General features: G+C 60.8%; 22 protein-coding genes and 2 tRNA genes. 5 read left to right on the top strand and 19 right to left on the bottom strand.

Features of this window, described 5'->3' with window-relative positions; all coding sequences use genetic code 11:
- Window positions 1–56 precede the first annotated feature (56 nt).
- The 6 genes from rplI to rnr form a co-directional block, all read right to left on the bottom strand.
- The gene (rplI, locus tag OC445_RS08245; protein ID WP_003171376.1) at window positions 57–503 is read right to left on the bottom strand and encodes a 50S ribosomal protein L9; all 447 of its coding nucleotides are present in this window, start codon (window positions 501–503) and stop codon (window positions 57–59) included.
- Window positions 504–521: 18 nt separating this feature from the next.
- Window positions 522–1415, bottom strand: coding sequence for a hypothetical protein (locus tag OC445_RS08240; protein ID WP_014716675.1), 894 nt, complete (start codon window positions 1413–1415; stop codon window positions 522–524).
- 36 nt (window positions 1416–1451) lie between these two features.
- Window positions 1452–1682, bottom strand: coding sequence for a 30S ribosomal protein S18 (gene rpsR / locus OC445_RS08235; RefSeq protein ID WP_002551829.1), 231 nt, complete (start codon window positions 1680–1682; stop codon window positions 1452–1454).
- Between the two features lie 28 nt (window positions 1683–1710).
- The gene (rpsF, locus tag OC445_RS08230) at window positions 1711–2133 is read right to left on the bottom strand and encodes a 30S ribosomal protein S6 (RefSeq protein WP_003236224.1); all 423 of its coding nucleotides are present in this window, start codon (window positions 2131–2133) and stop codon (window positions 1711–1713) included.
- Between the two features lie 324 nt (window positions 2134–2457).
- Window positions 2458–3219, bottom strand: a complete 762-nt coding sequence (gene rlmB / locus OC445_RS08225) for a 23S rRNA (guanosine(2251)-2'-O)-methyltransferase RlmB (protein WP_003188074.1) — start codon at window positions 3217–3219, stop codon at window positions 2458–2460.
- On the bottom strand, window positions 3216–5843 hold the full coding sequence (gene rnr, locus OC445_RS08220) for a ribonuclease R (RefSeq protein ID WP_054896269.1): 2628 nt from the start codon (window positions 5841–5843) through the stop codon (window positions 3216–3218). The genes rlmB and rnr overlap by 4 nt, the downstream gene beginning before the upstream one ends.
- A gap of 225 nt (window positions 5844–6068) precedes the next feature.
- Between rnr and OC445_RS08215 the strand changes: the two genes are divergently transcribed.
- From OC445_RS08215 to OC445_RS08200, 4 genes are all read left to right on the top strand, one after another.
- Window positions 6069–6155: transfer RNA gene (locus OC445_RS08215), tRNA-Leu, on the top strand.
- A gap of 154 nt (window positions 6156–6309) precedes the next feature.
- Window positions 6310–6396: transfer RNA gene (locus OC445_RS08210), tRNA-Leu, on the top strand.
- A gap of 144 nt (window positions 6397–6540) precedes the next feature.
- Entirely contained in the window at window positions 6541–7566 is a 1026-nt protein-coding gene (locus tag OC445_RS08205; protein ID WP_198790505.1) for an extracellular solute-binding protein, read from the top strand.
- Window positions 7566–9119, top strand: a complete 1554-nt coding sequence (locus OC445_RS08200) for an ABC transporter permease (RefSeq protein ID WP_034125651.1) — start codon at window positions 7566–7568, stop codon at window positions 9117–9119. Before OC445_RS08205 ends, OC445_RS08200 begins: the two co-directional genes overlap by 1 nt.
- Before the next feature lie 108 nt (window positions 9120–9227).
- Here OC445_RS08200 and OC445_RS08195 read toward each other — a convergent pair whose 3' ends face one another.
- From OC445_RS08195 to OC445_RS08140, 12 genes are all read right to left on the bottom strand, one after another.
- Window positions 9228–11162, bottom strand: a complete 1935-nt coding sequence (locus OC445_RS08195; protein WP_198790504.1) for a methyl-accepting chemotaxis protein — start codon at window positions 11160–11162, stop codon at window positions 9228–9230.
- A 139-nt stretch (window positions 11163–11301) separates the two neighbouring features.
- On the bottom strand, window positions 11302–12591 hold the full coding sequence (locus OC445_RS08190) for an adenylosuccinate synthase (protein ID WP_014716669.1): 1290 nt from the start codon (window positions 12589–12591) through the stop codon (window positions 11302–11304).
- Between the two features lie 54 nt (window positions 12592–12645).
- On the bottom strand, window positions 12646–13833 hold the full coding sequence (locus OC445_RS08185; RefSeq protein WP_034125649.1) for an ATP phosphoribosyltransferase regulatory subunit: 1188 nt from the start codon (window positions 13831–13833) through the stop codon (window positions 12646–12648).
- Window positions 13834–14126: 293 nt separating this feature from the next.
- Window positions 14127–14993 (bottom strand): protease modulator HflC, encoded by an 867-nt coding sequence (hflC, locus tag OC445_RS08180; RefSeq protein WP_003188064.1) that lies wholly within the window; start codon window positions 14991–14993, stop codon window positions 14127–14129.
- Window positions 14993–16168: an FtsH protease activity modulator HflK gene (gene hflK / locus OC445_RS08175; RefSeq protein ID WP_003188062.1), complete on the bottom strand. Its 1176-nt coding sequence runs from the start codon at window positions 16166–16168 to the stop codon at window positions 14993–14995. The genes hflC and hflK overlap by 1 nt, the downstream gene beginning before the upstream one ends.
- 96 nt (window positions 16169–16264) lie before the next feature.
- A complete protein-coding gene (hflX, locus tag OC445_RS08170) occupies window positions 16265–17566 on the bottom strand; it encodes a ribosome rescue GTPase HflX (RefSeq protein WP_003188061.1) in 1302 nt (433 codons plus the stop codon).
- A gap of 12 nt (window positions 17567–17578) precedes the next feature.
- Window positions 17579–17839, bottom strand: a complete 261-nt coding sequence (hfq, locus tag OC445_RS08165; RefSeq protein ID WP_003188059.1) for an RNA chaperone Hfq — start codon at window positions 17837–17839, stop codon at window positions 17579–17581.
- Between the two features lie 94 nt (window positions 17840–17933).
- Window positions 17934–18905, bottom strand: a complete 972-nt coding sequence (gene miaA / locus OC445_RS08160; protein ID WP_054896266.1) for a tRNA (adenosine(37)-N6)-dimethylallyltransferase MiaA — start codon at window positions 18903–18905, stop codon at window positions 17934–17936.
- Window positions 18905–20821: a DNA mismatch repair endonuclease MutL gene (gene mutL, locus OC445_RS08155; RefSeq protein WP_054918857.1), complete on the bottom strand. Its 1917-nt coding sequence runs from the start codon at window positions 20819–20821 to the stop codon at window positions 18905–18907. Before mutL ends, miaA begins: the two co-directional genes overlap by 1 nt.
- Window positions 20821–22242, bottom strand: a complete 1422-nt coding sequence (locus OC445_RS08150; protein ID WP_003188054.1) for an N-acetylmuramoyl-L-alanine amidase — start codon at window positions 22240–22242, stop codon at window positions 20821–20823. The genes mutL and OC445_RS08150 overlap by 1 nt, the downstream gene beginning before the upstream one ends.
- 15 nt (window positions 22243–22257) lie before the next feature.
- A complete protein-coding gene (gene tsaE, locus OC445_RS08145) occupies window positions 22258–22728 on the bottom strand; it encodes a tRNA (adenosine(37)-N6)-threonylcarbamoyltransferase complex ATPase subunit type 1 TsaE (protein WP_014716665.1) in 471 nt (156 codons plus the stop codon).
- The gene (locus OC445_RS08140; RefSeq protein ID WP_198790503.1) at window positions 22716–23576 is read right to left on the bottom strand and encodes an NAD(P)H-hydrate dehydratase; all 861 of its coding nucleotides are present in this window, start codon (window positions 23574–23576) and stop codon (window positions 22716–22718) included. The genes tsaE and OC445_RS08140 overlap by 13 nt, the downstream gene beginning before the upstream one ends.
- Window positions 23577–23639: 63 nt before the next feature.
- Between OC445_RS08140 and queG the strand changes: the two genes are divergently transcribed.
- Window positions 23640–24704 (top strand): tRNA epoxyqueuosine(34) reductase QueG, encoded by a 1065-nt coding sequence (queG, locus tag OC445_RS08135; protein ID WP_198790502.1) that lies wholly within the window; start codon window positions 23640–23642, stop codon window positions 24702–24704.
- Here the strand turns inward: queG and OC445_RS08130 are convergent.
- Window positions 24701–25318 carry a trimeric intracellular cation channel family protein gene (locus OC445_RS08130; protein ID WP_169918769.1) on the bottom strand — a complete coding sequence of 206 codons (618 nt, stop codon included), beginning with the start codon at window positions 25316–25318 and terminating at the stop codon, window positions 24701–24703. The two genes, queG and OC445_RS08130, sit on opposite strands and share 4 nt — an antisense overlap.
- Between the last annotated feature and the right edge of the window lie 26 nt (window positions 25319–25344).

Below are 25344 nucleotides of genomic sequence, written 5' to 3'. Positions count from 1 at the left end.
GATCGTGCCCGATGTTAACCGGCTGGCACGCGAGGTGCCAGTCAGTTAGGTGCGACTTAAGCTGCTACCACGACAACGCGTACGGTGGCTTCAACTTCGGCGTGCAGGTGCACGGCTACGTCGAATTCGCCTACGTTGCGGATGGTGCCGTTCGGCAGACGAACTTCGCTCTTCTGCACTTCAACGCCGGAGGCGGTCAGGGCATCAGCGATGTCGTGGGTACCGATCGAACCGAACAGCTTGCCTTCGTCACCAGCGGTGGCAGTGATAGTCACTTCCAGCTCAGCCAGTTGGGCAGCGCGAGTTTCGGCCGACGCTTTTTTGTCTGCTGCGGCTTTTTCCAGCTCAGCACGACGCTCTTCAAACGCAGCCAGGTTGGCAGCGGTTGCAGCGGTGGCTTTGCCGTATGGCAGCAGGTAGTTACGACCGTAGCCGGCCTTAACGTTCACTTTGTCGCCCAGGTTGCCCAGGTTGGCGACTTTTTCCAGAAGGATCAGTTGCATGTGAAAATCCTCTAACTTTTAACCTTCACCGTTCGCGTTATCGGCGTCTTTCGACGCCAGACGACCGCGAAAATCAATCAGGCTGTCAACAATGGCCAAGACCACGAGTAACGGATAGATCAGCTGCATGAACAGCAACAGCGTGACGTACAACCCCACCAGCCAGAACCTGGCCAGGCGCTTTCGCGCAACCAGCCCATGAATCAGGGCCAGCCCGGCAAACACCAGCGGTACGCTGCAAATCGGCGCCAGCAAGGCCATCTGTGGGCCGAAGTTCGGCCCGACAACCATGCACGCCAGCAGCAACATCGCCGGCCCCGCTGGGATTCTGATACTGCGAAACTCGCGACCAAAACCACCCGGGTTGTACAACAACGCCTGCCAATAACGCCCAAGAATCAGGCTCAGCACGCTGACGACCTGCAACAAAGCCGCAATCAGGCCGGTCAGGACCGGGGCAATCAGTGACGCAAACCGCGCTCGCTCATCTACCGACAAATGCTGGTAGAGATCCCCGAGGGCCAACGGCAGGATCTTGACGATCTCCTGCGCCAGCGCCTCGATCTGCGGGCGGAAAGCCGCGCCAAGCATCACTGAGTACACCAACCCCAATGCCACGCTGACCAGCAGCGTGCGGACCCAGGACTCACTTGCGCGCAAAACCAACGCAAGGCTCGATGACCCCAGCAGTACCAGAAGTACCCGTGGATCACCCATTTGCAGCCACCAGATCAAGGCCGGCAACAAACCCAGGGCAAGAACGCCAAGGGCGTCCTTCAAACCGCGCCGCAGTAGCACAAGGCAACCTGCGGCAGCACCCAACCAATAAAGCAACGGCAATGCCGCACATCCAGCCACTACCAGAGTGGCCTGCACGCGACCGCGCATGATGAACTCAGCTAAGGCGCGCATGCATTCAATCCCTTACTACTTGTCGACTGCCCGGTCTCAGCGGCCGTGGCTGTCGGTGTAGGCCAGCAGGGCCAGGAAGCGGGCGCGCTTGATAGCGGTGGCCAGCTGACGCTGATAACGTGCTTTGGTACCGGTGATACGGCTTGGAACGATTTTGCCGGTCTCGGATACGTAGGCTTTCAGAGTGTTGAGATCTTTGTAATCGATCTCTTTCACGTCTTCAGCGGTGAAGCGGCAGAATTTACGACGACGGAAGAAACGTGCCATTTGATAGGCTCCTTAAAAGGTCCGTGGATTACTCGTCAGCGTTATCGCTGTTGTCGCTGTCATCACTATCAGCGCTATCAGCGCCTTCGTGCTCAGGACGGTCGCGACGCTCACGGCGCTCACTGCGGTTTTCTTCAGCCTTGAGCATCTCGGATTGGCCAGTAACGGCTTCTTCGCGACGGATGACCAGGTTACGGATCACAGCATCGTTGTAGCGGAAGTTGTCTTCCAGCTCGGCCAGGGCCTTGCCAGTGCACTCAACGTTCAGCATCACGTAGTGAGCCTTGTGAACATTGTTGATTGCGTAGGCCAGTTGACGACGGCCCCAATCTTCCAGACGGTGGATTTTGCCGCCGTCTTCTTCGATCAGCTTGGTGTAACGCTCAACCATGCCGCCGACTTGCTCGCTTTGATCCGGGTGGACCAAAAAGATGATTTCGTAATGACGCATGAATGCTCCTTACGGGTTGTAGCCTGCCGCTCAAAAACGGTCAGACAAGGAGTGAATGACACTTATGGATCTTGCCGCAGGGGAGGCACATCGGTGCCTGCCAGGAAGGCAAGGGGCGCAATTGTAGAGAAGGGGGAGAAGCGGCGCAAGGCAATTGGTGATTATTTGAACAACCCCAAGCACCACAAACACAAATGTAGGAGCGAGCTTGCTCGCGAAAAACTCACAGACACCGCGCTCATTCAGGAAGCCCGCGTTATCGTTGACGTTTTTCGCGAGCAAGCTCGCTCCTACATCAGGATTGGGGCAAGCCCCACATGGTGATTACTTCTTGGGCTTGGCCTTAGCCTTGGCACCACGCTGACGCTGGGCTTCAAATAGGCACACGCCCGTCGCCACCGACACATTGAGGCTGCTGACACTACCGGCCATCGGCAGGTGCACCAGATAATCGCAATGCTCACGGGTCAGGCGGCGCATGCCTTTGCCTTCGGCGCCCATGATCAGGATGGTAGGGCCGGTAAGGTCCTGGTCATAAATGCTGACCTCAGCCTCCCCCGCCGTGCCCACGACCCACAGGCCGCGCTGCTGGAGCTTCTCCAGGGTACGCGCCAGGTTGGTCACGGCCACCAGCGGAATCACTTCCGCCGCACCGCAGGCGACCTTGCGCACCACCGGCGTCAGGGTCGCGGACTTGTCCTTGGGCACGATCACTGCCAGCGCACCGGCAGCATCCGCCGAACGCAGGCAGGCGCCGAGGTTGTGCGGGTCGGTCACGCCGTCCAGCACCAAGAGCAACGGTGCACCTTCGGTACGGTCTAGCAGCTCGTCGAGCATCGCCTCGCCCCACACCTGGCTCGGACTGACGTCAGCCACCACACCTTGGTGAACGCCTTCGACCCACACGTCCATTTCACGACGCTCGGCCTGGCCGATGGCAACCTTATTCTGCGTAGCCAACTCGACCAGCGCCTGTACGCGCGGCTCGCTGCGACCTTCGGCCAACCACACCTGCTTGACGCGCTTGGGATGGTGACGCAGCAGTGCTTCTACGGCGTGCACGCCGTAGATTTTTTCCAGACTCATGACTTGGCCTTAGGTTTGCGCGACCCGCCGCTTTTTGCGGGAGCCGAACCCGCTTTTGGCGGGCCTTTACGGTGTTTACTTGGCTTGCTAGACGGCTTTTCCGCCCCGTGGGACTTTCCCCCAGACGCCGCTTTACCACCGCTTTTGGCTTCGTTGAGCAACTGCTGCTTCAACTCGCGGCTCTTGCGCAGCTCGGCGTTTTTCGCCGCCGCGTCGCTTGGGCGGTAGGCTTCAGGGGCCTTGTCCTTGGCGGAAGAACGACGACCAGCCTTGGCAGGTGCAGGCTCGGCCGTGGTTTTTGGGGTGGCCGCTTTGCCTTTGGACGCAGGCGCCGTGGTTTCACCACGTTTTTTACGACCCGCAGGCTCTGCCGGCTTGTCAGGCATGCCGAAGTCGATCTTGCGCTCGTCGAGATCGACACGCATGACCTGCACTTCAACGGTATCGCCCAAGCGGAAGCTGCGACCGGTGCGCTCGCCCGCCAGGCGGTGATGCACAGGATCGAAGTGGTAGTAATCACCCGGCAAGGCGGTGACGTGCACCAGGCCCTCGACGTAGATGTCGGTCAGCTCGACGAACAGGCCAAAGCCGGTCACGGCGGTGATGACACCCGGGAACGACTCGCCCACGCGATCCTTCATGAACTCGCACTTGAGCCAGTTCACCACGTCGCGGGTGGCCTCGTCAGCGCGGCGCTCGCTCATGGAGCACTGCTCGCCCAGTTGTTCCAGGGCCGCTTCGTCGTACGGGTAGATCCGTGCTTTCGGAATGGTCATGGCACCGGCGCGCTTGACGTGCGGGGTGTTCTGCTTGGAATGGATCACGCTGCGGATCGCCCGGTGCGTGAGCAAGTCCGGGTAACGCCGAATTGGCGAAGTGAAGTGGGTGTACGCCTCGTAATTCAGGCCGAAGTGGCCCTGGTTATCGGCGCTGTACACCGCCTGGCTCAGCGAGCGCAGCATCACGGTCTGGATTACGTGGTAATCCGGACGGTCCTTGATGCTGGCCAGCAGGGCCTGGTAATCCTTCGGCGTCGGGCCGTCCTTGCCTTTGTGCAGGGACAGGCCGAGTTCGCCGAGGAAGGCGCGAAGTTTTTCCAGGCGCTCCGGCGGCGGGCCGTCGTGCACACGGTACAACGCAGGAATTTCGTGCTTCTTGAGGAACTCGGCAGTGGCCACGTTGGCCGCCAGCATGCACTCCTCGATCAGCTTGTGCGCGTCGTTACGGGTGGTCGGGGTGATCGCCGCAATCTTGCGCTCGGAGCCGAAGACAATGCGGGTTTCCTGGGTTTCGAAATCGATCGCGCCACGGGTATGACGGGCACCCAGCAACACCTTGTACAGCGAGTACAGCTGCTTGAGGTGCGGCACCACGCCAGCGTACTCGGTACGCAGGGCCTTGGCTTCGCTGGTCTTCGGCGTTTCCAGGATGGTGCTGACCTTGTTGTAGGTCAGGCGTGCCTGGGAGTGGATCACCGCTTCGTAGAACTGGTAGTCGGTCATTTCGCCGGTTTTGGAGATGGTCATCTCGCACACCATGGCCAAACGGTCGACTTTCGGGTTCAGGGAGCACAGGCCGTTGGACAGCTGCTCGGGCAGCATCGGGATCACGCGCTCTGGGAAGTACACGGAGTTGCCGCGCACCTGGGCTTCGTTATCCAGGGCCGAACCGATCTTCACGTAGCTGGATACGTCGGCAATCGCGACGTACAACTTCCAGCCGCCGGAGAACAGGCGCAGCTTGCCAGGCTTGGCTTCGCAGTAGACCGCATCGTCGAAGTCGCGGGCATCTTCACCGTCAATAGTGACAAACGGCAGATGACGCAGGTCGATGCGTTTTTCTTTGTCTTTCTCTTCGACTTCCGGCTTGAGCTTGGCGGCTTCCTTGAGCACGGCCTCAGGCCAGACGTGAGGGATATCGTAGGTGCGCAAGGCAACGTCGATTTCCATGCCCGGCGCCATGTAGTTGCCGACCACTTCAACGATATCGCCCTGGGGCTGGAAGCGCGCAGTAGGCCAGTGGGTGATTTTCACCTCGACGAACTGGCCGACCTTCGCGGCGCCATTGCGGCCCGGGGTGATCAGCACTTCCTGCTGGACCTTCGGGTTATCCGGCACAACGAAGCCGATGCCGCCTTCTTCGAAGTAACGGCCGACGATGGATTCGTGGGCGCGGGACACCACTTCGACGATCACGCCTTCACGACGACCACGGCGGTCGAGGCCAGAAACCCGCGCCAGGGCACGGTCGCCATCGAACACCAGACGCATTTGCGCCGGGCTCATGAACAAGTCGTCGCTGCCATCGTCCGGGATCAGGAAGCCGAAGCCGTCACGGTGGCCGGCAATGCGACCCAGGATCAGGTCCAGCTTGTCGACCGGCGCGTAAGTGCCACGACGGGTGTAGATCAATTGAGCATCGCGCTCCATCGCACGCAGACGGCGGCGCAGGGCTTCGAGCTGGTCTTCGGTGGTCAGACCGAATTCTTCAACCAGTTGCTCACGGCTAGCAGGCGAACCACGATCGGCGAGGTGCGCCAGGATCAGTTCGCGGCTAGGAATAGGGTTTTCATATTTTTCCGCTTCACGAGCGGCCTCGGGATCGAGGGACTGCCAATCGGCCATTAGAGAGTTTTCACCTTGTCTATATGCGGGTTAGTTTGGCATACGCGTATTGAAACGGGAAATTTCAGGTATCAACAAGCGTTTAAAAGCCCTTTGCGACCCCCGGCGCGCACCTTGCACGACCACTGGCGAAATTTTCCAGGCTTTTTTCATGGCAGGGGTTTACAGCTCAAATATCGCTCCGTATAGTGCGCGCCATCGACGACGGCAACGTTGTCAGATAATGCCCAGGTGGTGAAATTGGTAGACACGCCAGCTTCAGGTGCTGGTGATCGCAAGGTCGTGGAAGTTCGAGTCTTCTCCTGGGCACCAAATTCAGATCAAACCCGCGAAAGCGGGTTTTTTCGTTTCAGGCCTCTGATTTTTAACGGAAAAATTGATTTATATTTTTCGAATCAGGGGTTTACAGATCAAAAGCCCCGCCGTATAGTTCGCCCCATCAACAGCGGCAACGTTGTTAGATAATGCCCAGGTGGTGAAATTGGTAGACACGCCAGCTTCAGGTGCTGGTGATCGCAAGGTCGTGGAAGTTCGAGTCTTCTCCTGGGCACCAAATTCAGATCAAACCCGCGAAAGCGGGTTTTTTCGTTTCCGGGGTTTGAAAACTTCCCCAGTGATTTTCCCCTCATCCGCACTTGAGAAGATTTATCGTTTATCCTTGCAATGATTTGTTGCACATAAGCGAGGAACACTTCGGATGATGATCCGTGACAATCGACTCAAGACATCCCTTCTGCGCGGCCTGACCCTCACCCTACTCAGCCTGACCCTGCTCTCGCCCGCCGCCCATTCTGCCGACAAGGTCTCCCTGACCTTATACAACGGCCAACACAAAGAAGTCGGCGATGAACTCGCCAAGGCCTTCGAAGCCAAGACCGGCATCCACGTCAACGTGCGCAAAGGTAGCAGCAACCAGCTGGCCAGCCAGGTCGTCGAAGAAGGTGAGCGCTCCCCTGCAGACGTCATCTACACCGAAGAATCACCGCCCCTGAACAAACTCGGCGAGCAAGGCCTGTTGGCAAAAATTGATGCCAGCACCCTGGACGTGCTGCCCAAGGATTACGTTGGCCGCAACGGCGACTGGATGGGCGTGACTGCACGCACCCGTGTCGTGGCGTTCAACCCAAAACTGATTGCTGAAAAGGACCTGCCCAAATCCGTCCTGGATTTCGCCGGCCCCGAGTGGCAAGGCAAGGTCGGCTTCGTGCCCACCAGCGGCGCCTTCCAGGAACAAGCGGTGGCAATCATCAAGCTGCACGGTCGCGAAGCTGCCGAAGAGTGGCTGACCGGCTTGCGCGCCTTCGGCAAGGTGTACAGCAACAATATGGTCGCCCTCAAGGCCGTGGAAAAAGGCGAAGTAGCCACCGTGCTGGTGAATAACTACTACTGGTTTGCTCTGAAAAAGGAAAAAACCAATCTGGATTCCCAACTGCACTACTTCACCGATGGTGATGCTGGCGGCCTGATCACCGTATCTTCCGCTGCCGCACTCAAATCCAGCAAACATCCCAAAGAAGCTCAGCAACTGCTGGCATTCATGGCCAGTGAAGAAGGCCAGCGCGTGATCACCAACACCTCGGCCGAATACCCGCTGCGCAAGGGCATGGAATCGAACCGCGGCCTCAAGCCATTCAGCGAACTGCAGCCACCAAAGGTCACCCCCGCAGACCTGGGTAACGCCGAAGAAGCCCTGGAACTGGAACGTGACGTTGGCCTGAACTGATGAACCCATCGCTTTCCGTCGCGGGGTTCACCCCCCGTCGCAAACGCCCGTCGATCTGGCTGCTGCTACCTGTGCTGTTGCTGGTTGGCCTGAGCCTGTTGCCGCTCGCCTACGTCGGGCTCAAAGCCTGGCAGGCGGGCTGGACGGAGGCGATGCATCTACTGTGGCGGCCTTATGTGTTCGGACTGCTGCGCAACACCCTGGCGCTGATGGTAGGCGTGACCCTGACCTGCGGCGTGATCGGCCTGTCCCTGGCCTGGCTGCTGGAACGCAGCAACCTGCCAGGGCGGCGCATCTGGGGTGTGATCCTGTGCCTGCCGTTTGCGGTGCCGGCGTTCGTCAGCAGTTTTACCTGGGTGTCGCTGAGCGCCCAGTTCGAGGGGCTTGGCGGCGCGATCCTGGTGATGAGCCTGTCCAAATACCCGCTGGTATTTCTGCCGGTGGCGGCAACGCTACGCAATCTTGACCCCTCCCTGGAAGAATCGGCCCGCACGCTGGGGCTCAACCGCTGGGGCGTGTTCTTTCGCATCACCTTGCCGCTGCTGTGGCCATCGCTGCTGGCCGGCTCACTATTGATCGCACTGCACATGCTGGTGGAATTCGGCGCGCTGTCGATCATTGGGCTGCAGACCTTCACCACCGCGATCTACCAGCAGTTCGAACTGGAGTTCAGCAATGCCAATGCGGCAATGCTCTCGGCAGTGCTGCTGGTGATGTGCCTGACCCTGCTATGGCTGGAACTGCGCGTACGCGGCAAAGGCCGGCACGTGCGCATCGGCCAGGGCGCGGCGCGGCACGCCGAGCAGGTTCGACTGGGCAAGTGGGCGCCATTGGGCCAGGTGTATTGCCTGGCGCTGGCGATCATTGGCAGTGGCATCCCACTGGGAATGCTCGGGTATTGGTTGGCAGTCGGTTCGTCGGCAGCGTTTCCGATGGCCGAGATCGGTGAGGCGCTGCTGTCTTCCCTGGCGCTCTCGCTGGGCGGCGCCGCACTGTGCCTGGTACTGGCAGTACCGGTTGGTTTGCTGGTGGTGCGCTACAAAGGCCAACTGGCGCTATGGGCCGAACGCTTGCCGTACTTACTGCATGCCCTGCCCGGCCTGGTGATTGCGTTGACCCTGGTGTATTTCGCCCTGCATTACGTGCCAGCGCTGTACCAGACCTCGGCATTGCTGCTGATTGCTTATGCGCTGCTGTTTTTGCCATTGGCGCAGGCGCCGATTCGTACAGCGCTGAACAAGGCGGCGCCACAGTTGGAAGAGGCTGCGCGCACGTTAGGCGCATCGTCCTTCAGTGCGTTTTGCCGGGTGACGCTGCCAATTATCTTTCCGGCGCTGGGGGCGGCGTTTGCCTTGGTGTTCCTGGATGCGATGAAGGAATTGACGGCGACATTGCTGTTGAGCCCGACCGGGCTGAATACCTTGGCGACGGCCGTCTGGGCGCATACCTCGAATGTGGAATTTGCGGCGGCGGCGCCGTATGCGGCGTTGTTGATTCTGGTGTCGGGGTTGCCGGTGTATCTACTTACGACGCGGATGTATTTGAGCCGCTGAAACAGCTATCGCAGGCAAGCCAGCTCCCACAGTTGACCGCGCTCCAACTTTGGAATGCAGTTGAATGTGGGAGCTGGCTTGCCTGCGATGAGGCCCGTCCAGACAACCTCACGCCCTGAACTGCCCCAAGCTCGCCTTCAACTGCGCCGCCAACCCATCCAGCACCTTCCCACTGGCCGTCGTCTCCACCACCGCTTGCGCCGCACGCTCGGCCTGGGCATGGATCACCTCCACGCGCCCACGCACCGCATGCGCGCCCAGGGCTTGATGCTCGGCCGCGCGCGTCGCCAGGCCTATCGCCGCATGCACCTGCTCCACAGAAGCCTGCACCGTCTGCTGCAAGCGCACGCTGTCGCGCAGCACCAGCAAGCCCTCACTGGCCTGGCGCCCCGCCTTGCCGATGGTTTCTACGGCCTCACGCGCGCCCTGCTGCAACGCAACAATATGCGCCTGGATATCGCCAGTGGAGCTTTGAGTCTTGCTGGCCAGCGCACGCACTTCATCGGCCACCACCGCAAAGCCGCGCCCAGTCTCGCCAGCCCGTGCCGCTTCGATGGCCGCGTTGAGAGCGAGCAGGTTGGTTTGCTCGGCGATACCGTGAATCACGGTCAACACCACTTCAATCTGTTCGCTTTGCTGCGCCAGCCGTTCGATTACCTGGGAACCGGCCTGCACCTGCCCCGCCAACGCCTCGATCAAGCTGCCAACTTCGGCCGAGGTCCGTGAGTTCTCATCCGTGGCCTGGCGAATATCCACCACCTGCTGCAGGGCCGCCTGCATGGCGTGGCTTTCGGCCTGGGCCTCATCGGCCATTTGCGACAAAGCGCGCAAACTCTCGGCCACTTCATCACGCTGCAAGCCCGCCGCCGCATCGGCGCCAGCATTGCGCAACGTCATGGCGCCGATTTCCACGCCAGTACGCTGGGCCACGTCGCCTGCCTCCCGCACGATGGGCTGCAACTTATCCACAAAGCGATTGACCGCCGAGGCCATATCGCCGATTTCATCCTTGCTGTTGATCTGCACGCGCTTGGTGAGGTCGCCCTCGCCGGCCGCCAAATCATCCATCGCGGCAATCAGCAACTTCAGGCGATTGACCACGCGTCGCCCCAGCACAATGGCGATCAGCAGCAATACCCCAAGCCCCACCAGTGCCAGCCCCATGCCGATGCGCCAGCGCAGGGTGCCCGCCGCGTCTTGCACGGCGGCGGCAGTGTTAGCCGTCATTTGCGTGGCAGTGGCTTGTGCCGATTGCAGCCGGGCACCCATGGCGTTGGCGCTGTCAGCGGCGGCTCCCTTGAGGCTATCACCCACCAGTTGATCACCGCTGGCGATCAGCGCGGCAAAGCGCTTATCCAAGGCTTGAAGGTCGGCCTCAACCGCAGCGGTCGACACGCCCATGCGCACCTTGCCGATTTCCACACCGTTGGGGCTGATGGAGGCTTCAACGTAGTACACGGAAGGATCAGTCTTGGCCGCGTCCAGTACCTTATCCAGAGCACGCTCACCCGCGCCTTTTGCCAGCAACGCCTGGTTGATCGGGTTCTCACGGTTCAGATAACGCGTCAGGTGCTCGCCTGCGGCGTCGTCATACACCACGAACAGCACATTGGGGTTGCGCTGGGCCCGGCGGGCAAACTCAGAAAGGGTCGGCACGTCACTGTCCCACATGGCACGGGGCGCGACCGAGGCCAGCAGTTGCGCCATGTCATTGGCGGAGTCCTGCAGGTCTTTTTCCAGCGTCGCACGCAACTGCTTTTGCTCTTCCTGCAAGCGCGTGGAAAGCCCAGTTGTCAGTCGCTGGCGCGTGCTGGCGGACAGGCTGTCCAGGCTGGACGTGACTTCCTTGCCAGCTTGGGCCAGTTCGCCAGACAACTTCTGGCTATCAATGCCCAGGCGATTGCCCAAATCGGCTTCCAGCGCCGTCACCGTGCTCCGCGTCAGCGCGACGGCCACCAGCACTTGCACCAAAAGAGCGATACCAAGGGTAACGAACACAGGCCGCAACAGACGGCTTTGTAACAACGAGAGAACGGCAGACACTGGAAATCCCTCCACTACGGGTGCCACTAATTTGATAGCACCTCGAAAGAGGGAAACACAGCAAGGGTCGTGCCGCTTGCCAGGCAGAAACGACAAAGGGCTCCCGAAGGAGCCCTTTGCTTTTCACATCAACAGCTTATTACGCGAACGGGTGACGCAGAACGATGGTCTCGTTGCGGTCCGGGCCCGTCGAAATAATGTCGATCGGCGCACCGATCAGCTCTTCCACACGCTTGATGTAGGCGCGGGCGTTGGCTGGCAGCTCTTCCAGGGTCTTGGCGCCCACGGTCGATTCGGTCCAGCCTGGCACTTCTTCGTACACAGGCTGCAGGCCCACGTAGCTGTCAGCGTCAGTCGGGGCAACATCGTTGCCTTGGGCGTCTTTGTAGCCGACGCAGATGTTGATGGCTTCCAGACCGTCGAGTACGTCCAGCTTGGTCAAGCAGATGCCCGAGATGCTGTTCACATCGATAGCGCGACGCAGGATAACGGCATCGAACCAGCCGCAACGACGAGCACGGCCAGTGGTGGCGCCGAATTCGTGGCCTTGCTTGGCCAGGTGCGCGCCGACGTCGTCGAACAGCTCAGTCGGGAACGGGCCCGAACCTACGCGAGTGGTGTAGGCCTTGGTGATACCCAGGATGTAGTCCAGGAACATCGGGCCAACGCCAGAACCGGTCGCAACGCCGCCAGCGGTGGTGTTGGAGCTGGTCACGTACGGGTAGGTACCGTGGTCGATGTCCAGCAACGAACCCTGGGCACCTTCGAACATGATGTCCTTGCCAGCGCGACGCAGGTCGTGCAGCTCGGCCGTCACGTCCAGCATCAGCGGCTTGAGCAGCTCAGCGTATTCCTTGCACTCGGCCAGGGTCTTTTCAAACTCGATGGCTGGCTCTTTGTAGTAACCGACCAGCATGAAGTTGTGGTAATCCACCAGTTCACGCAGCTTGTCTTCAAAGCGCGGCATGTTGAGCAGGTCGCCCACACGCAGGCCACGACGTGCAACCTTGTCTTCGTAGGCCGGGCCGATGCCGCGACCGGTGGTGCCGATCTTCAGCTCGCCACGCGCCTTTTCACGGGCTTGGTCCAGCGCAACGTGGAAGGACAGGATCAGCGGGCAGGACGGGCTGATACGCAGGCGCTCGCGCACCGGTACGCCTTTCTCCTCCAGCTTGGTGATCTCGCGCAGCAGGGCGTCAGGTGCAACCACCACGCCATTGCCGATCAGGCACTGCACGCCTTCGCGCAGGACACCCGACGGGATCAGGTGCAAGACGGTTTTTTCGCCATCGATGACCAGGGTGTGGCCAGCGTTGTGGCCACCTTGGTAGCGCACTACGGCGGCAGCATGTTCGGTCAGCAGATCAACGATCTTGCCTTTGCCCTCATCACCCCATTGGGTGCCCAGGACTACGACATTCTTACCCATAACACTTGTCCTCATTCGCGCAAACTTGGTGCCGGCGATGGCCGGCAGGAAAACTCAAGAAGCCAGTGGCGATACTTGCCAAAGCCCGTTCTGCTGAATCAATTGCCGGTCGCAGTCCGCTTCACGGGCGGCGGCCAATGGCTGCCCAGGCAAGGCCTGGACTACACGCTGACCCTCACGGCGTAACTGGCAAACCTGCTGCCAGAGCGCTGCGTCCGTACTGTCGGGCATCCAGATGCCACCAGACGGCAGCTCGACCTCAGCACGCCCCAGGGTCACCAGGGTTTTCAAATCGGTGGAAAAACCAGTGGCCGGACGCGCACGACCGAAGTCGGCGCCGATATCGTCATAGCGACCACCTTGGGCGATGGCTTGGCCAACACCCGGGACGAATACCGCGAACACCACACCGGTGTGGTAGTGGTAGCCGCGCAATTCACCCAGATCAAAATACAGCGGCAGCTCCGGGAACCGTGCTGACAGGCGCTCGGCAATTGCCAGCACATCATCCAGTGCCGCCAATACCGGTGCCGGCGCATTGGCCAGGCGCTCACGCGCAGCCACCAGCACTTCACGGCCGCCGCACAGATTTACCAGCGCCCGCAGCATGCCAGCCAGCTCAGCAGGCACACCCTCGGTGAGAGCGATCACTTCATCGATCGCCTTGCGCTGCAGGGCATCGAACAACTGTTGCTCCACTTCACCGGACAACCCGGCAGCACGCGCCAGGCCACGGTAGATACCGACGTGGCCCAGGTCCATGTGCACGTCCGGCACATCCGCCAGTTGCAGCATGGCCAGCATCAGGCTGATCACTTCCACATCGCTGCTCGGGCTGGCATCGCCGTACAACTCGGCGCCCAACTGGATCGGGCTACGGGAAGACGACAACGCGCGCGGCTGGGCATGCAGTACGCTGCCGGCGTAGCACAGACGGCTCGGGCCTTCACGACGCAGGGTGTGCGCATCGATGCGCGCCACTTGTGGCGTGATGTCGGCACGGAACCCCATTTGCCGGCCCGATTGCGGGTCGATGACCTTGAAGGTGCGCAGATCCAGGTCCTGGCCCGCGCCGGTCAGCAGGGATTCCAGGTACTCAATATGGGGAGTCACGACAAACTCGTAACCCCAGCTCTGGAACAGATCCAACACCTGGCGACGCGCTACTTCAATGCGCGCAGCTTCTGGTGGCAGTACTTCTTCGATGCCATCTGGCAGCAGCCAGCGGTCTACCGTTGCCATTACGCCATTCCCCTTTGATCCGGGCGGCCAGCCCTCGGCCGAGCCTTGAGTGAAGCAGAAAATACCCGCCCCTTGCATAAACCACGCGCAAGAGCGACGTGACGAACGGCCTGCAAACGGCCTCGTCGGGCACTTTCCTCGAAAAACCTGTCACGCCTGCCGAATCAAACATGCAGACGCAAAAAAGCCGGGAATTTCCCGGCTGCCGCATCATACACCCGTTTTCTGAAAGGATCACCCCGCCAGGCATTTTAGCCGCCCGACGGAGTGCGCCTTACAGAATCACGGGCTGGTTACTTGGACTTTTCCAGGTAGCGGAAGAAGTCGCTGCTTGGGTCCAACACCAGTACGTCGGTTTTGTTCGCGAAGCTTTCACGGTAAGCGCGCAGGCTACGGTAGAACGCGTAGAACTCCTGGTCCTGGCCGTAGGCCTTGGCGTAGATCGCCGCGGCTTGAGCATCGCCGTCACCACGAGCCTCTTCAGACTCACGATAAGCTTCTGCCAGCAGTACACGACGCTGACGGTCGGCATCGGCACGGATACCTTCAGCCAACTCGTTACCCTTGGCGCGGTGCTCACGCGCTTCACGCTCACGCTCGGTGCTCATACGCTCGAACACGCTGCGGTTCACTTCCTTGGGCAGGTCAATGGCCTTGACGCGAACGTCGACCACTTCAATACCCAGCTCTTTTTCCGCCATGGTGTTCAGCGAACGGGTGATGTCAGCCATCAGCGCATCACGTTCACCGGATACCACCTCGTGCAGGGTGCGCTTACCAAACTGGTCACGCAGGCCCGATTCCAGACGACGGGACAAACGCTCGTCGGCAATCTGCTTGAGGCCGGAAGTCGCAGTGTAGAAGCGCTCGGCATCCTTGACGCGCCACTTGGCGTAGGCGTCAACCATCACGGCTTTCTTTTCCAGGGTCAGGAAGCGCTGTGTCGGTGCATCCAGGGTCATCAGGCGGGCGTCGAACTTGCGCACCTGGTTGACGTAGGGGACTTTCACATGCAGGCCCGGCTGGACATCCGCCTGGACCACGCGACCGAATTGCAGCAGCACCGCACGCTCGGTCTGAGCGACGATGTAGAAGCAGTTCCAGGCAGCGATGACCACGACGACGCCCACAATCAGGGCGGTCAGCGATTTATTGCTCATCAACGGCTCTCCCTGGTACGTGTTTGCTGTTGCAGCAAGTCAGCGGCCGCACGGGCGCTCGCTTCGTTGGCAGCGGCATTCGAACCGGTGGACGGTGCACTGGCGCCGCTACGACCACCTTCGATCATCTTGTCCAGCGGCAGGTACAGCAGGTTGTTCTGCCCACCTTTGCTGCCGGTCACGAGAACCTTGCTGGTGTTGCTGAAGACTTCCTGCATGGTGTCCAGGTACAGACGCTCGCGGGTCACTTCAGGAGCCTTGCGGTACTCGGCGACCAGCTTGGTGAAACGATCTGCCTCACCCTTGGCGCGGGAGACCACTTCATCGCGGTAACCGTTGGCATCTTCAAGGATGCGCTGGGCCTGACCACGGGCTTCCGGCACAACGCCGTTGGCATAGGTTTCAGCCTGGTTGCGCGAACGCTGCTCGTCTTCACGTGCACGGATCACGTCGTCAAAGGCTTCCTGCACTTCACGCGGTGCCGCTGCGCTCTGTACGTTCACCTGGGTAACGGTGATACCGGTGCGGTAAGTGTCGAGGAAGCGTTGCAGACGCTCCTTGATTTCGCTGGCCATCAACTCACGACCTTCGGTGAGCACCTGGTCCATGGCGGTGGAACCCACCACGTGGCGCAGGGCACTTTCGGTTGCGTGTTGCAGGCTGATTTCCGGCTGATCAACGTTCAGCACGAAGTCTTGCAGGTTGCTGATCTTGTACTGCACGGTCAGCGGCACTTCGACGATGTTCTCGTCTTCGGTCAGCATCTGGCCCTGCTTGGTGTACGCACGCTCACGCGTCACGTTCTCCATGTACTTCTTGTCGATCGGCGGGAAATAGATGTTCAGGCCTGGCCCGACAGTCTCGTAGTACTTGCCGAAGCGCAGCACCACGGCTTGCTCCTGCTCGTCCACCACGTAGACCGCGCTGTACAGCCATACGGCCGCGAGCACGACAAGACCCAGGCCCAGCAGGCCATAGCCACCGCCCTTGCTTGTGCGACCGCCGTCGTCACCACCACGTTTTTTTCCACCACCGAACAACCCATTCAGGCTTTCCTGCAGCTTTCGGAAGGCCTCGTCGAGATCCGGTGGCCCCTTGCGGTCGCCATTATTGCGGCGCTTACCACCCCAAGGATCCTGATTATTCGAGTTGCCACCCGGCTCATTCCAAGCCATAGCGCTCTCCATCTGATAAAGCAAAGACGCACCCACGGCGCGCCGACCAATGCTACAGAATGCCTGCTACTGCGGCACAACCGCTTTCTCAGGCTTTTATTGCAAAGTGTGTTGTTCGATGAACTCTGCCGGTACAACACCCTCTCGGCTGACCAGCCGATTGAGTTCCGAGCGTGGCAATCGAACGGCCAGCAAGCTGACACCTTCTTCGTCGTGCTCTTCTTTCTGTACCGCGCCCAACTCGAAAAACTGCGCACGCAGTCGAGCAAAACGCTGCGGCAAGCGCAAGGTGCCGACGAACAAATCGCTGCCGAGCAATTCGGCAATGGCTTGTTCCAGCAGCTCCAAACCACTGCCATCTCGCGCCGACAGCCAGACCCGCTGGGGCTTGCCGTTCTCGTCGCGCTGGATCTGTGGCTCAACGCCCTCAAGCAAATCGAGTTTGTTATAGACCTCGAGGATCGGCAAGTCCTGGGCACCAATCTCGCCCAGCACCACCATGACCTGTTCAATCTGCAACATGCGATCCGGTTCGGCCGCATCGATCACGTGCAACAGCAGGTCGGAATTGCTCGACTCTTCGAGCGTAGACCGAAATGCCTCGACGAGCTTGTGGGGTAGGTGACGAATGAAACCCACAGTATCGGCCAGCACAATCGGCCCCAGGTCGTCGATGTCCAGACGCCGCAGGGTCGGGTCGAGGGTAGCGAACAGTTGGTCGGCCGCGTACACATCCGACTTGGTCACGTTATTGAACAACGTGGACTTGCCGGCGTTGGTGTACCCCACCAGGGACACGGTCGGGATATCCGCACGGGAACGGCCACGTCGCGACTGTTCACGCTGGCTGCGCACTTTTTCGAGGCGGCCCTTGATCTGGCGCAGGCGAACCCGCAGCAGACGCCGGTCGGTTTCCAGCTGGGTTTCACCCGGGCCACGCATGCCGATACCGCCACCCTGACGCTCAAGGTGAGTCCAGCCGCGAACCAGGCGCGTGCTCATGTGGTCAAGCTGGGCCAGTTCAACCTGGAGCTTACCTTCATGGGTGCGGGCGCGCTGGGCGAAAATATCGAGAATCAGACCGGTACGGTCGATCACGCGACACTCGAAAACACGTTCGAGGTTACGTTCCTGACTGGGCGTGAGGGTGTGATTGAAGATCACCAGATCGGCTTCTTCGGCATGAACCAGGTCGCGCAGTTCCTCGACCTTGCCGCTGCCAATCAGGTATTTGGCGGTTGGCCGATGACGCGGCACGTTAAAAAACGCAACGGTCTCGGCGCCGGCCGAATTTGCCAACTCCTGAAACTCCTGCGGATCTTCGCGCGCCTCAGGGTCCTGTCCATCCAAGTGAACGAGGATTACTCGCTCACCACCACCGTGGCGCTCAAAGAACAAAGGAGACTCCTATCAGGCGTTACCTGGCTCAGCGTCACCCTGTTCGTCACCTGCTGCGCTAGGCAGACGGATTGGACGAACTGGAACGACTGTCGAGATAGCGTGCTTGTAAACCATCTGGCTGACGGTGTTTTTCAGCAGGATAACGAATTGGTCGAACGACTCGATCGTACCTTGCAGCTTGATGCCGTTGACCAGATAGATGGAAACCCCAACTTTCTCTTTACGTAAAGTATTCAAGTAAGGGTCTTGTAGCGAATGCCCTTTTGACATGTGCCGCACTCCTTTAAGGATCAATAATAAAAAATCGGAAAATAGATAGCTTATGGCCGTCACACCCCCAAGGATAGACGGCAATTGCAAGGACTCAGCTCAATATGGAGACCGTTCCCAAGTATTTCAAGGCGCGTGACAGATTGTCGCTGTCCAGGCTGTCCAACCAGTGCAAATCGCTCCAGCTGCGCAGCCAGGTGAACTGGCGCTTCGCCAATTGGCGCGTGGCAATGATGCCGCGCTCCTGCATTTCGGCGGACGTCAGCTTGCCATCCAGATGATCCCAGACTTGGCGGTAGCCTACAGCACGTATTGAAGGCAGCCCTGCATGCAGGTCGCCTCTTGAACGCAATGCTACGACCTCGTCCACAAACCCCTGTTCCAACATTATTGTGAATCTTTGTGCAATTCGTTCATGCAACACCTGGCGGTTTGCCGGAGCGATGGCCAGATTCGCCACAGTATAGGGCAATTGTGACTGTCCAGATGCGCCTGCATCAGTACTTTGCGCAGTTTGTTTCAGGCGATGTTCAGTCATGGTCTGACCACTGACACGCCATACTTCCAGGGCGCGTGTGAGCCGCTGGGGGTCATTGGGGTGAATACGTGCCGCAGAAACCGGGTCTACCGCCGCCAACTGGTCGTGAAGGGCCTGCCAGCCAAGGCGCGCAGCCTCTTCTTCAAGCTCGGCGCGCACCTGGGCATCGGCAGGCGGCATATCGGCCAGACCTTCCTGCAACGCCTTGTAATAGAGCATGGTGCCGCCCACCAGCAGCGGGATATTGCCGCGCGCGGTGATCTCGGCCATGGCCGCCAGGGCGTCGGTGCGAAAATCCGCCGCCGAATAGCTCTGCGCCGGATCGATGATGTCGATCAACTTGTGCGGATACTGGGCCAACAGCGCCTTCGACGGCTTGGCCGTACCGATATCCATGTCCCGGTAAACCAGGGCAGAGTCGACGCTGATCAACTCGCAGGGCAGCACCTTGGTCAGCTCGATGGCCAGGTCGGTCTTGCCGGCGGCCGTGGGGCCCATCAGGAAAATGGCGGGAGGCAAGGCACTCATCAGCGGCCGCGCAAGAACAGTTTGTCCAGATCATCCAGGCCCATCTGGGTCCAGGTCGGTCGGCCATGGTTGCATTGGCCGCTGCGCTCGGTGTTTTCCATGTCGCGCAGCAGGCCGTTCATTTCCGGCAGGGCCAGGCGGCGGTTGGCGCGGATGGCGCCGTGGCAGGCCATGGTGCCGAGCAATTCGTTGATATGCGCCTGGATACGGTCGCTGGTGCCGTACTCCATCAGGTCGGCCAGCACATCGGCCACCAGGCGGTTGGCCTCGGCCTGCTTGAGCAGCGCGGGAATCTGGCGGATCGCCAGGGTTTCCGGGCCCAGGCGTTGCAGCTCGAAGCCCAGCTTCTGGAACACACCGTGATGTTCTTCTGCGCAGTCGGCTTCACGCTGGCTCACCGCCAGGGATTCGGGCACCAGCAGCGGCTGGCCGCTGAGGCCTTCGCTGGCCATGGCGATCTTCAGGCGCTCGTACATGATCCGTTCATGGGCAGCGTGCATGTCCACCAGCACCAGGCCATGGGCGTTTTCGGCGAGGATATAAATGCCTTTGAGCTGCGCCAGGGCATAGCCCAGCGGCGGGATATCACCGCCGCCTTCGGGCAACGCCACAGCAGCACCCGGCTCGGCACCCGGCAACGGCGCGAAAAACTCACGGTACGCCGCCTGGGCTTCGGCCACCGGCGCCGTCGATTGCGGGCGCGGTGTGTATTGGTACTGATAACCCGCACCGGCACCCGAATTCGGCGCCGTGTAGGCTGGCTGCGCCTGGGGCGATTGCAGCAGGTTGGCCGCCAGGCTCATTTCACCTTGCGGCCCGAACTCGCCGGCCTCGGGACCGCTCGGGCGCACCACCGCGGTGACGATCGGCGCCGACAATTGATCATCCGGGCGCACATCACCCAGGGCACGGTGCAGCGTGCCATACAGGAAGTCATGCACCATGCGCCCATCACGGAAACGTACTTCGTGCTTGGTTGGGTGCACGTTGACGTCGACCACCGAAGGGTCAACCTCAAAGAACAGTACAAAGGTCGGGTGTCGCCCGTTGAACAGCACATCGCGATAAGCCTGGCGCACCGCGTGGGCCACCAGCTTGTCGCGTACCGCCCGGCCGTTCACAAAGAAATACTGCAAGTCGGCCTGGCTGCGGGAGAACGTCGGCAACCCGACCCAGCCCCACAACCTCAAGCCATTGCGCTCGATCTCAATCGGCAGCGCCTGTTCCAGGAACCCGCTGCCACACACCGCTGCCACCCGCCGAGCACGCGCGGCGTCGTCGTTGGCTTCGTGCAGGCTGAGGATGGTCTTGCCATTGTGGCGCAGGTGAAACGCCACATCGAAACGCGCCAAGGCCAGGCGCTTGATGACTTCTTGCAGGTGATCGAATTCGGTTTTCTCGGCCTTGAGGAATTTGCGCCGCGCCGGGGTATTGAAGAACAGGTCGCGCACTTCCACCGAGGTGCCCACCGGATGCGCCGCCGGCTGGACCCGAGGCGCCATGTCGCGGCCTTCGGTTTCCACCTGCCAGGCTTGCTCGGCGCTACGGGTGCGGGAGGTCAGGGTCAGGCGGGCCACGGAGCTGATGGAGGCCAGGGCCTCGCCTCGAAAGCCCAGGCTCATGACCCGCTCCAGGTCTTCCAGGTCGCGGATCTTGCTGGTGGCGTGACGGGCCAGGGCCAGGGGCAGGTCATCCGAAGAGATGCCGCTGCCATCGTCACGTACCCGCAGCAGCTTGACGCCGCCCTGCTCCACATCGACATCAATGCGTTTGGCACCGGAGTCGATGCTGTTTTCCAGCAACTCCTTGATTACCGACGCCGGGCGTTCAACCACCTCACCCGCGGCGATCTGGTTGGCAAGGCGCGGGCTGAGCAATTCAATGCGCGAGCCGCTGTTCAAGGTGGATTCGCTCATCACTGCGCCGCCAATGAAGTGCCGGGGATGGTCAACACCTGGCCGATCTTCAACTCGTCGGTTTTCAGGTTATTGGCGCTGCGCAAGGCAGCAGGCGTGACCTGGAAACGGACCGCCAGCATGGCAACGGTATCACCGGGTTGCACACGATGGTCACGCGGGCCCTGGGCGATTTTGCCGGAGTCGCGCAACCAGGCGATATAGGTGCCCGGCGGCGGGTTTTGCTGGAAAAACTGGCGCACGCCGGCGCTGATCGAGCGCGCCAGCGCTTGCTGATGACTGGCGCTGGCCAGTTTCGACGCTTCGTTGGCGTTGGAGATAAACCCGGTTTCCACCAGGATCGACGGGATGTCCGGCGACTTCAACACCATGAACCCGGCTTGTTCCACACGCTGTTTATGCAGCGACGTCACTCGACCGATATTGCTCAGCACTTTCTGCCCGACGTTAAGACTGGAAGTCAGCGAGGCCGTCATCGACAGGTCGAGCAGCACCCCGGCAAGCATCTTGTCCTTGTCATCAAGGGAAACGTTGCCGGCCCCGCCGATCAAGTCTGAACGGTTTTCACTGTCGGCCAGCCAGCGCGCAGTCTCGGAGGTGGCGCCGCGATCCGACAGGGCAAATACCGAGGCGCCAAAGGCAGCGGTTGAAGGCGCGGCGTCGGCGTGAATGGACACAAACAGATCCGCGCCCTTCTTACGGGCAATTTCAGTACGGCCACGCAGCGGAATGAAGTAGTCACCGGTACGGGTCAGCTCGGCGCGGTAGCCTTTCATGCCATTGACCTGGCGTTGCAGCTCACGAGCGATGGCCAGTACCACGTCCTTCTCGTGCTGGCCCCGTGAGCCGGAAGCCCCCGGGTCTTCGCCACCGTGGCCGGCGTCGATCACCACGATAATGTCGCGCTTGCCTGCCGGTGCAGGCGGCGGCGGTGGCAGCTTGACCTGGGGTTGCGAAGGGTTGACCGGCACCGCAGGCACCGTCGCCACGCTTGGCGTTGGCGCAGGCGGCGGTGCGGCGTCGGCGGGGTTGTCGAACAGGTCGACCACCAGGCGGTTGCCGTACTGGGCGTTGGGGGCCAGGGAGAAGCTTTTGGGGGTCACGGCCTTTTTCAGGTCAATGACCACACGCAGGTCGGTCGGCGTACGCTGGGCAGAGCGCATGGCGGTGATGGGCGTGTTGGCGGTGGAGACTTTCAGCGGCGCGGCCAGGCTGGCACCGTTGATATCGATCACCAGGCGATCAGGCGCCGTCAAGGTAAAGACGCTGTGCTGGACCGGGCCAGACAGGTCGAACACCAGTCGCGTGTTATCCGGCGCTCGCCACAGGCGAACACTTTTCACCTGTGAAGCAGCCAGAGCATTGACAGTCATTGCCGCAAGCAACACCCCCACGACAGCAACCAACGCGCGAAAGCGCATACCTAACCCCACCAATTATTTGAATTCCAATGCCAGAGCAGCACACCACGACTCAGCGCGTGGGCTCTGGGGCAACAACTTCAGCTGACGTCCGTGCTCATGCGGCGTAATGGTAATGGTCAGGTCCGGCTTTGGCAAAAAGCCTGTGCCTTTATTTGGCCACTCGATCAGGCACAGCGCATCATCGTCGAAGTAATCACGGATGCCCATGAACTCCAACTCTTCCGGATCGACCAGGCGATAGAGGTCGAAGTGGAAAGCACGCACGTCGCCGATCTCGTAGGGCTCGACCAACGTGAAGGTCGGGCTTTTTACCGCGCCGGTATGGCCAAGGCCGCGAATAATCCCTCGGGACAGTGTGGTTTTGCCTGCGCCCAGGTCACCCTCGAGAAAGATCAACCCGGCCCCTTGCGTGACCTGTGAAATACGCTGGCCCAACGCGACCATGGCCTCTTCATCTGCCAGGAAAAGAATTACTTCAGGCACGGCGACTGCTCCTCCAGCAATTGACGAATGGCGGGGATCAGGTCGCTGGCAGCCAAGCCGCGACCAAAACTACCCTGGCGGTCTCCGGCGGTCGCGTGCAACCACACGGCCAGGCAGCTCGCTTCGTACGCGGGCATCCCCTGAGCCAATAGTGCCCCGACCAGGCCGGCCAAGACATCACCGAGCCCCGCCGCCGCCATTGCCGGGTGGCCTTGATCACAACGGGCAAGCCGTCCATCCGGGCTGGCAATCAAACTGCCAGCACCCTTGAGGATAGCCACTGCATTGAATTTGTGGCTCAACGCGCGCGCCACCTTAAGGCGATCTGCCTGAACCTCGGCTGTCGATAGCCCCAACAAACGCGCAGCTTCGCCCGGATGAGGGGTAATCACACAGTTGGCCGGCAGCTCGACGCTGCCAGTGGCCAGTTGATTGAGCGCGTCGGCATCCCACACCTGCGGCACGCTGGCATTGGCCGCGACCGACAACAGACTCTTGCCCCAGGCGGCATCGCCCATGCCTGGGCCAATGACGATCACCGAGGTTTTTTCCAGCAGGCCCATCAACTGGTTGGCCGAGCTTACGCCGACGGCCATGACCTCCGGCAGCCGAGCCAGAGCGGCCGGCACGTGTTCCGGCCGCGTCGCCAGCGAGACCATGCCGGCGCCGCTGCGCAAGGCACTTTCGCTGCTCAGCAACGCCGCGCCGCCAAAGCCAAGGTCACCACCGATGACCAGCAGGTGGCCGAACTGGCCCTTATGGGCGTCCGGGGAACGCGCAGCCAGTTGCGGCAAATGGCCGGGCAACAACAGCTGCACGTCGGTAATTGGGTGTTTTGTCTGAGGCATGCGTCTTCAAGCTCCGATGTCTGGCAGAATTATACGCATCTAACCTGTGGTTTCCCGTGTCTCATGCCTGCTATTACCTCCGATCTGCCCGCTCTCGCCCAATCGATCAAAGACTGGGGTTGCGAGCTGGGCTTTCAACAAGTGGGCATCAGCGGCCTCGACCTGGCTGAGCATGAACAGCACCTTCAACGCTGGCTCGACGCGGGTTACCACGGCGAGATGGAGTACATGGGCGCCCACGGCAGCAAACGCTCCCACCCGGACGAGCTGGTGCCCGGTACCTTGCGCGTGGTGTCACTGCGCATGGACTACCTGCCCGGCGACACCCAGATGGCGCAACTGCTCGGCCAGCCGGAAAAAGCCTACATCTCGCGCTACGCCCTGGGCCGCGATTACCACAAGCTGATCCGCAAGCGCGTGCAGCAACTGGCCGACCGCATCCAGGCGCAAATCGGGCCGTTCGGCTTTCGCGCCTTCGTCGACAGCGCGCCCGTGCTGGAAAAAGCCATCGCCGAACAAGCCGGTCTGGGCTGGATCGGTAAAAACACCTTGGTACTCAACCGCAAGGCCGGCAGTTATTTCTTCCTGAGCGAACTGTTTGTCGATTTACCGTTGCCGGTAGACCCACCCCACGCCACCGAGCACTGTGGCCGCTGCACGGCGTGCCTGGACATCTGCCCCACCAACGCCTTCGTCGGCCCTTACGTGCTGGACGCGCGACGCTGCATTTCGTACCTGACCATCGAACTCAAGAGCGCTATCCCCGAAGACCTGCGCCCACTGATTGGTAACCGGGTATTTGGCTGCGATGACTGTCAGATCGTTTGCCCGTGGAATCGTTTCGCTCGACCTACCGCCGAAAGCGATTTCAAGCCACGGCACAATCTGGATAACGCAGAACTGGCCGAATTGTTTATGTGGGACGAGGATAAATTCCTCAGCAGCACCGAGGGCTCGCCCCTGCGCCGTGCCGGTTATGAGCGCTGGTTACGCAATCTGGCGGTGGGCCTGGGCAATGCGCCCTCCAGCATTCCGGTATTGGAAGCACTCAAGGCGCGGCGGGACTACCCGTCGGAGTTGGTACGCGAACACGTGGAATGGGCGCTGGAGCAACACGCGGCCCGCTAGTGCACATCGTCGTTGTAGACGAACTTGGGCATTTCCCAGTGAAACCGGATCGCCAGCAGGCGTAACAGGAAGCCACTGAACAGCGTCAGCAGAATCGCTTGCTCGCTGGGCAGCTTCAGGTACAGGCACAGCAAGTAGAACCAGGCAGCCAGGAACGACACGCTGGCATACAGCTCGCGGCGGAAGATCAGCGGGATGTCGTTACAGAAGATATCCCGCAGGATGCCGCCGAATACCCCGGTGATGACCCCGCTGACCGACGCCACCAACATGCCGTGGCCCATTTCCAGGGCGGTCATGCAGCCGATCAGGGTGAAGGCCACCAACCCCACCGCATCCAGCGCCAGGAACAGCGAGCGCAGGTGGCGCATCAAGGGCGCGATAAAGATCGTCACCAATGCTGCAACAGAGGTCAGCACCAAGTATTCCGGGTGTTTGACCCAGGTCAGCGGGTAGTGGCCGAGCAACACATCGCGCACCGAACCGCCGCCCAGGGCTGTCACGCAAGCGATCAGCACCACGCCAAACCAGTCCATGCCACGCCGACCCGCGGACAGGGCGCCAGTCATGGCTTCGGCGGTGATGGCGACGAGGTAGAGCATCAGCAACATGATGGCGATCCTGACAGAGAGGCCGGCAG

This window comes from Pseudomonas sp. Pse35 (genome assembly GCF_024519715.1).
Classification (GTDB): domain Bacteria; phylum Pseudomonadota; class Gammaproteobacteria; order Pseudomonadales; family Pseudomonadaceae; genus Aquipseudomonas; species Aquipseudomonas paracarnis.
Note: the sequence above shows the minus strand (reverse complement) of the source record. Positions and strands in the feature narration are given on the sequence as shown.

Bases quoted from the DNA above. Each gene is read 5' to 3' on its own strand.
- OC445_RS08190 (WP_014716669.1), bottom strand. From the start codon at position 12,591: ATGGGTAAGAATGTCGTAGTCCTGGGCACCCAATGGGGTGATGAGGGC.
- queG (WP_198790502.1), top strand. From the start codon at position 23,640: ATGCCTGCTATTACCTCCGATCTGCCCGCTCTCGCCCAATCGATCAAA.
- OC445_RS08150 (WP_003188054.1), bottom strand. From the start codon at position 22,242: ATGCGCTTTCGCGCGTTGGTTGCTGTCGTGGGGGTGTTGCTTGCGGCA.
- hfq (WP_003188059.1), bottom strand. From the start codon at position 17,839: ATGTCAAAAGGGCATTCGCTACAAGACCCTTACTTGAATACTTTACGT.
- OC445_RS08240 (WP_014716675.1), bottom strand. From the start codon at position 1,415: ATGCGCGCCTTAGCTGAGTTCATCATGCGCGGTCGCGTGCAGGCCACT.
- OC445_RS08140 (WP_198790503.1), bottom strand. From the start codon at position 23,576: ATGCCTCAGACAAAACACCCAATTACCGACGTGCAGCTGTTGTTGCCC.
- rplI (WP_003171376.1), bottom strand. From the start codon at position 503: ATGCAACTGATCCTTCTGGAAAAAGTCGCCAACCTGGGCAACCTGGGC.
- mutL (WP_054918857.1), bottom strand. From the start codon at position 20,821: ATGAGCGAATCCACCTTGAACAGCGGCTCGCGCATTGAATTGCTCAGC.
- hflC (WP_003188064.1), bottom strand. From the start codon at position 14,993: ATGAGCAATAAATCGCTGACCGCCCTGATTGTGGGCGTCGTCGTGGTC.
- rpsR (WP_002551829.1), bottom strand. From the start codon at position 1,682: ATGGCACGTTTCTTCCGTCGTCGTAAATTCTGCCGCTTCACCGCTGAA.
- rlmB (WP_003188074.1), bottom strand. From the start codon at position 3,219: ATGAGTCTGGAAAAAATCTACGGCGTGCACGCCGTAGAAGCACTGCTG.
- OC445_RS08205 (WP_198790505.1), top strand. From the start codon at position 6,541: ATGATGATCCGTGACAATCGACTCAAGACATCCCTTCTGCGCGGCCTG.
- OC445_RS08185 (WP_034125649.1), bottom strand. From the start codon at position 13,833: ATGGCAACGGTAGACCGCTGGCTGCTGCCAGATGGCATCGAAGAAGTA.
- hflK (WP_003188062.1), bottom strand. From the start codon at position 16,168: ATGGCTTGGAATGAGCCGGGTGGCAACTCGAATAATCAGGATCCTTGG.
- miaA (WP_054896266.1), bottom strand. From the start codon at position 18,905: ATGAGTGCCTTGCCTCCCGCCATTTTCCTGATGGGCCCCACGGCCGCC.
- OC445_RS08200 (WP_034125651.1), top strand. From the start codon at position 7,566: ATGAACCCATCGCTTTCCGTCGCGGGGTTCACCCCCCGTCGCAAACGC.
- rnr (WP_054896269.1), bottom strand. From the start codon at position 5,843: ATGGCCGATTGGCAGTCCCTCGATCCCGAGGCCGCTCGTGAAGCGGAA.
- rpsF (WP_003236224.1), bottom strand. From the start codon at position 2,133: ATGCGTCATTACGAAATCATCTTTTTGGTCCACCCGGATCAAAGCGAG.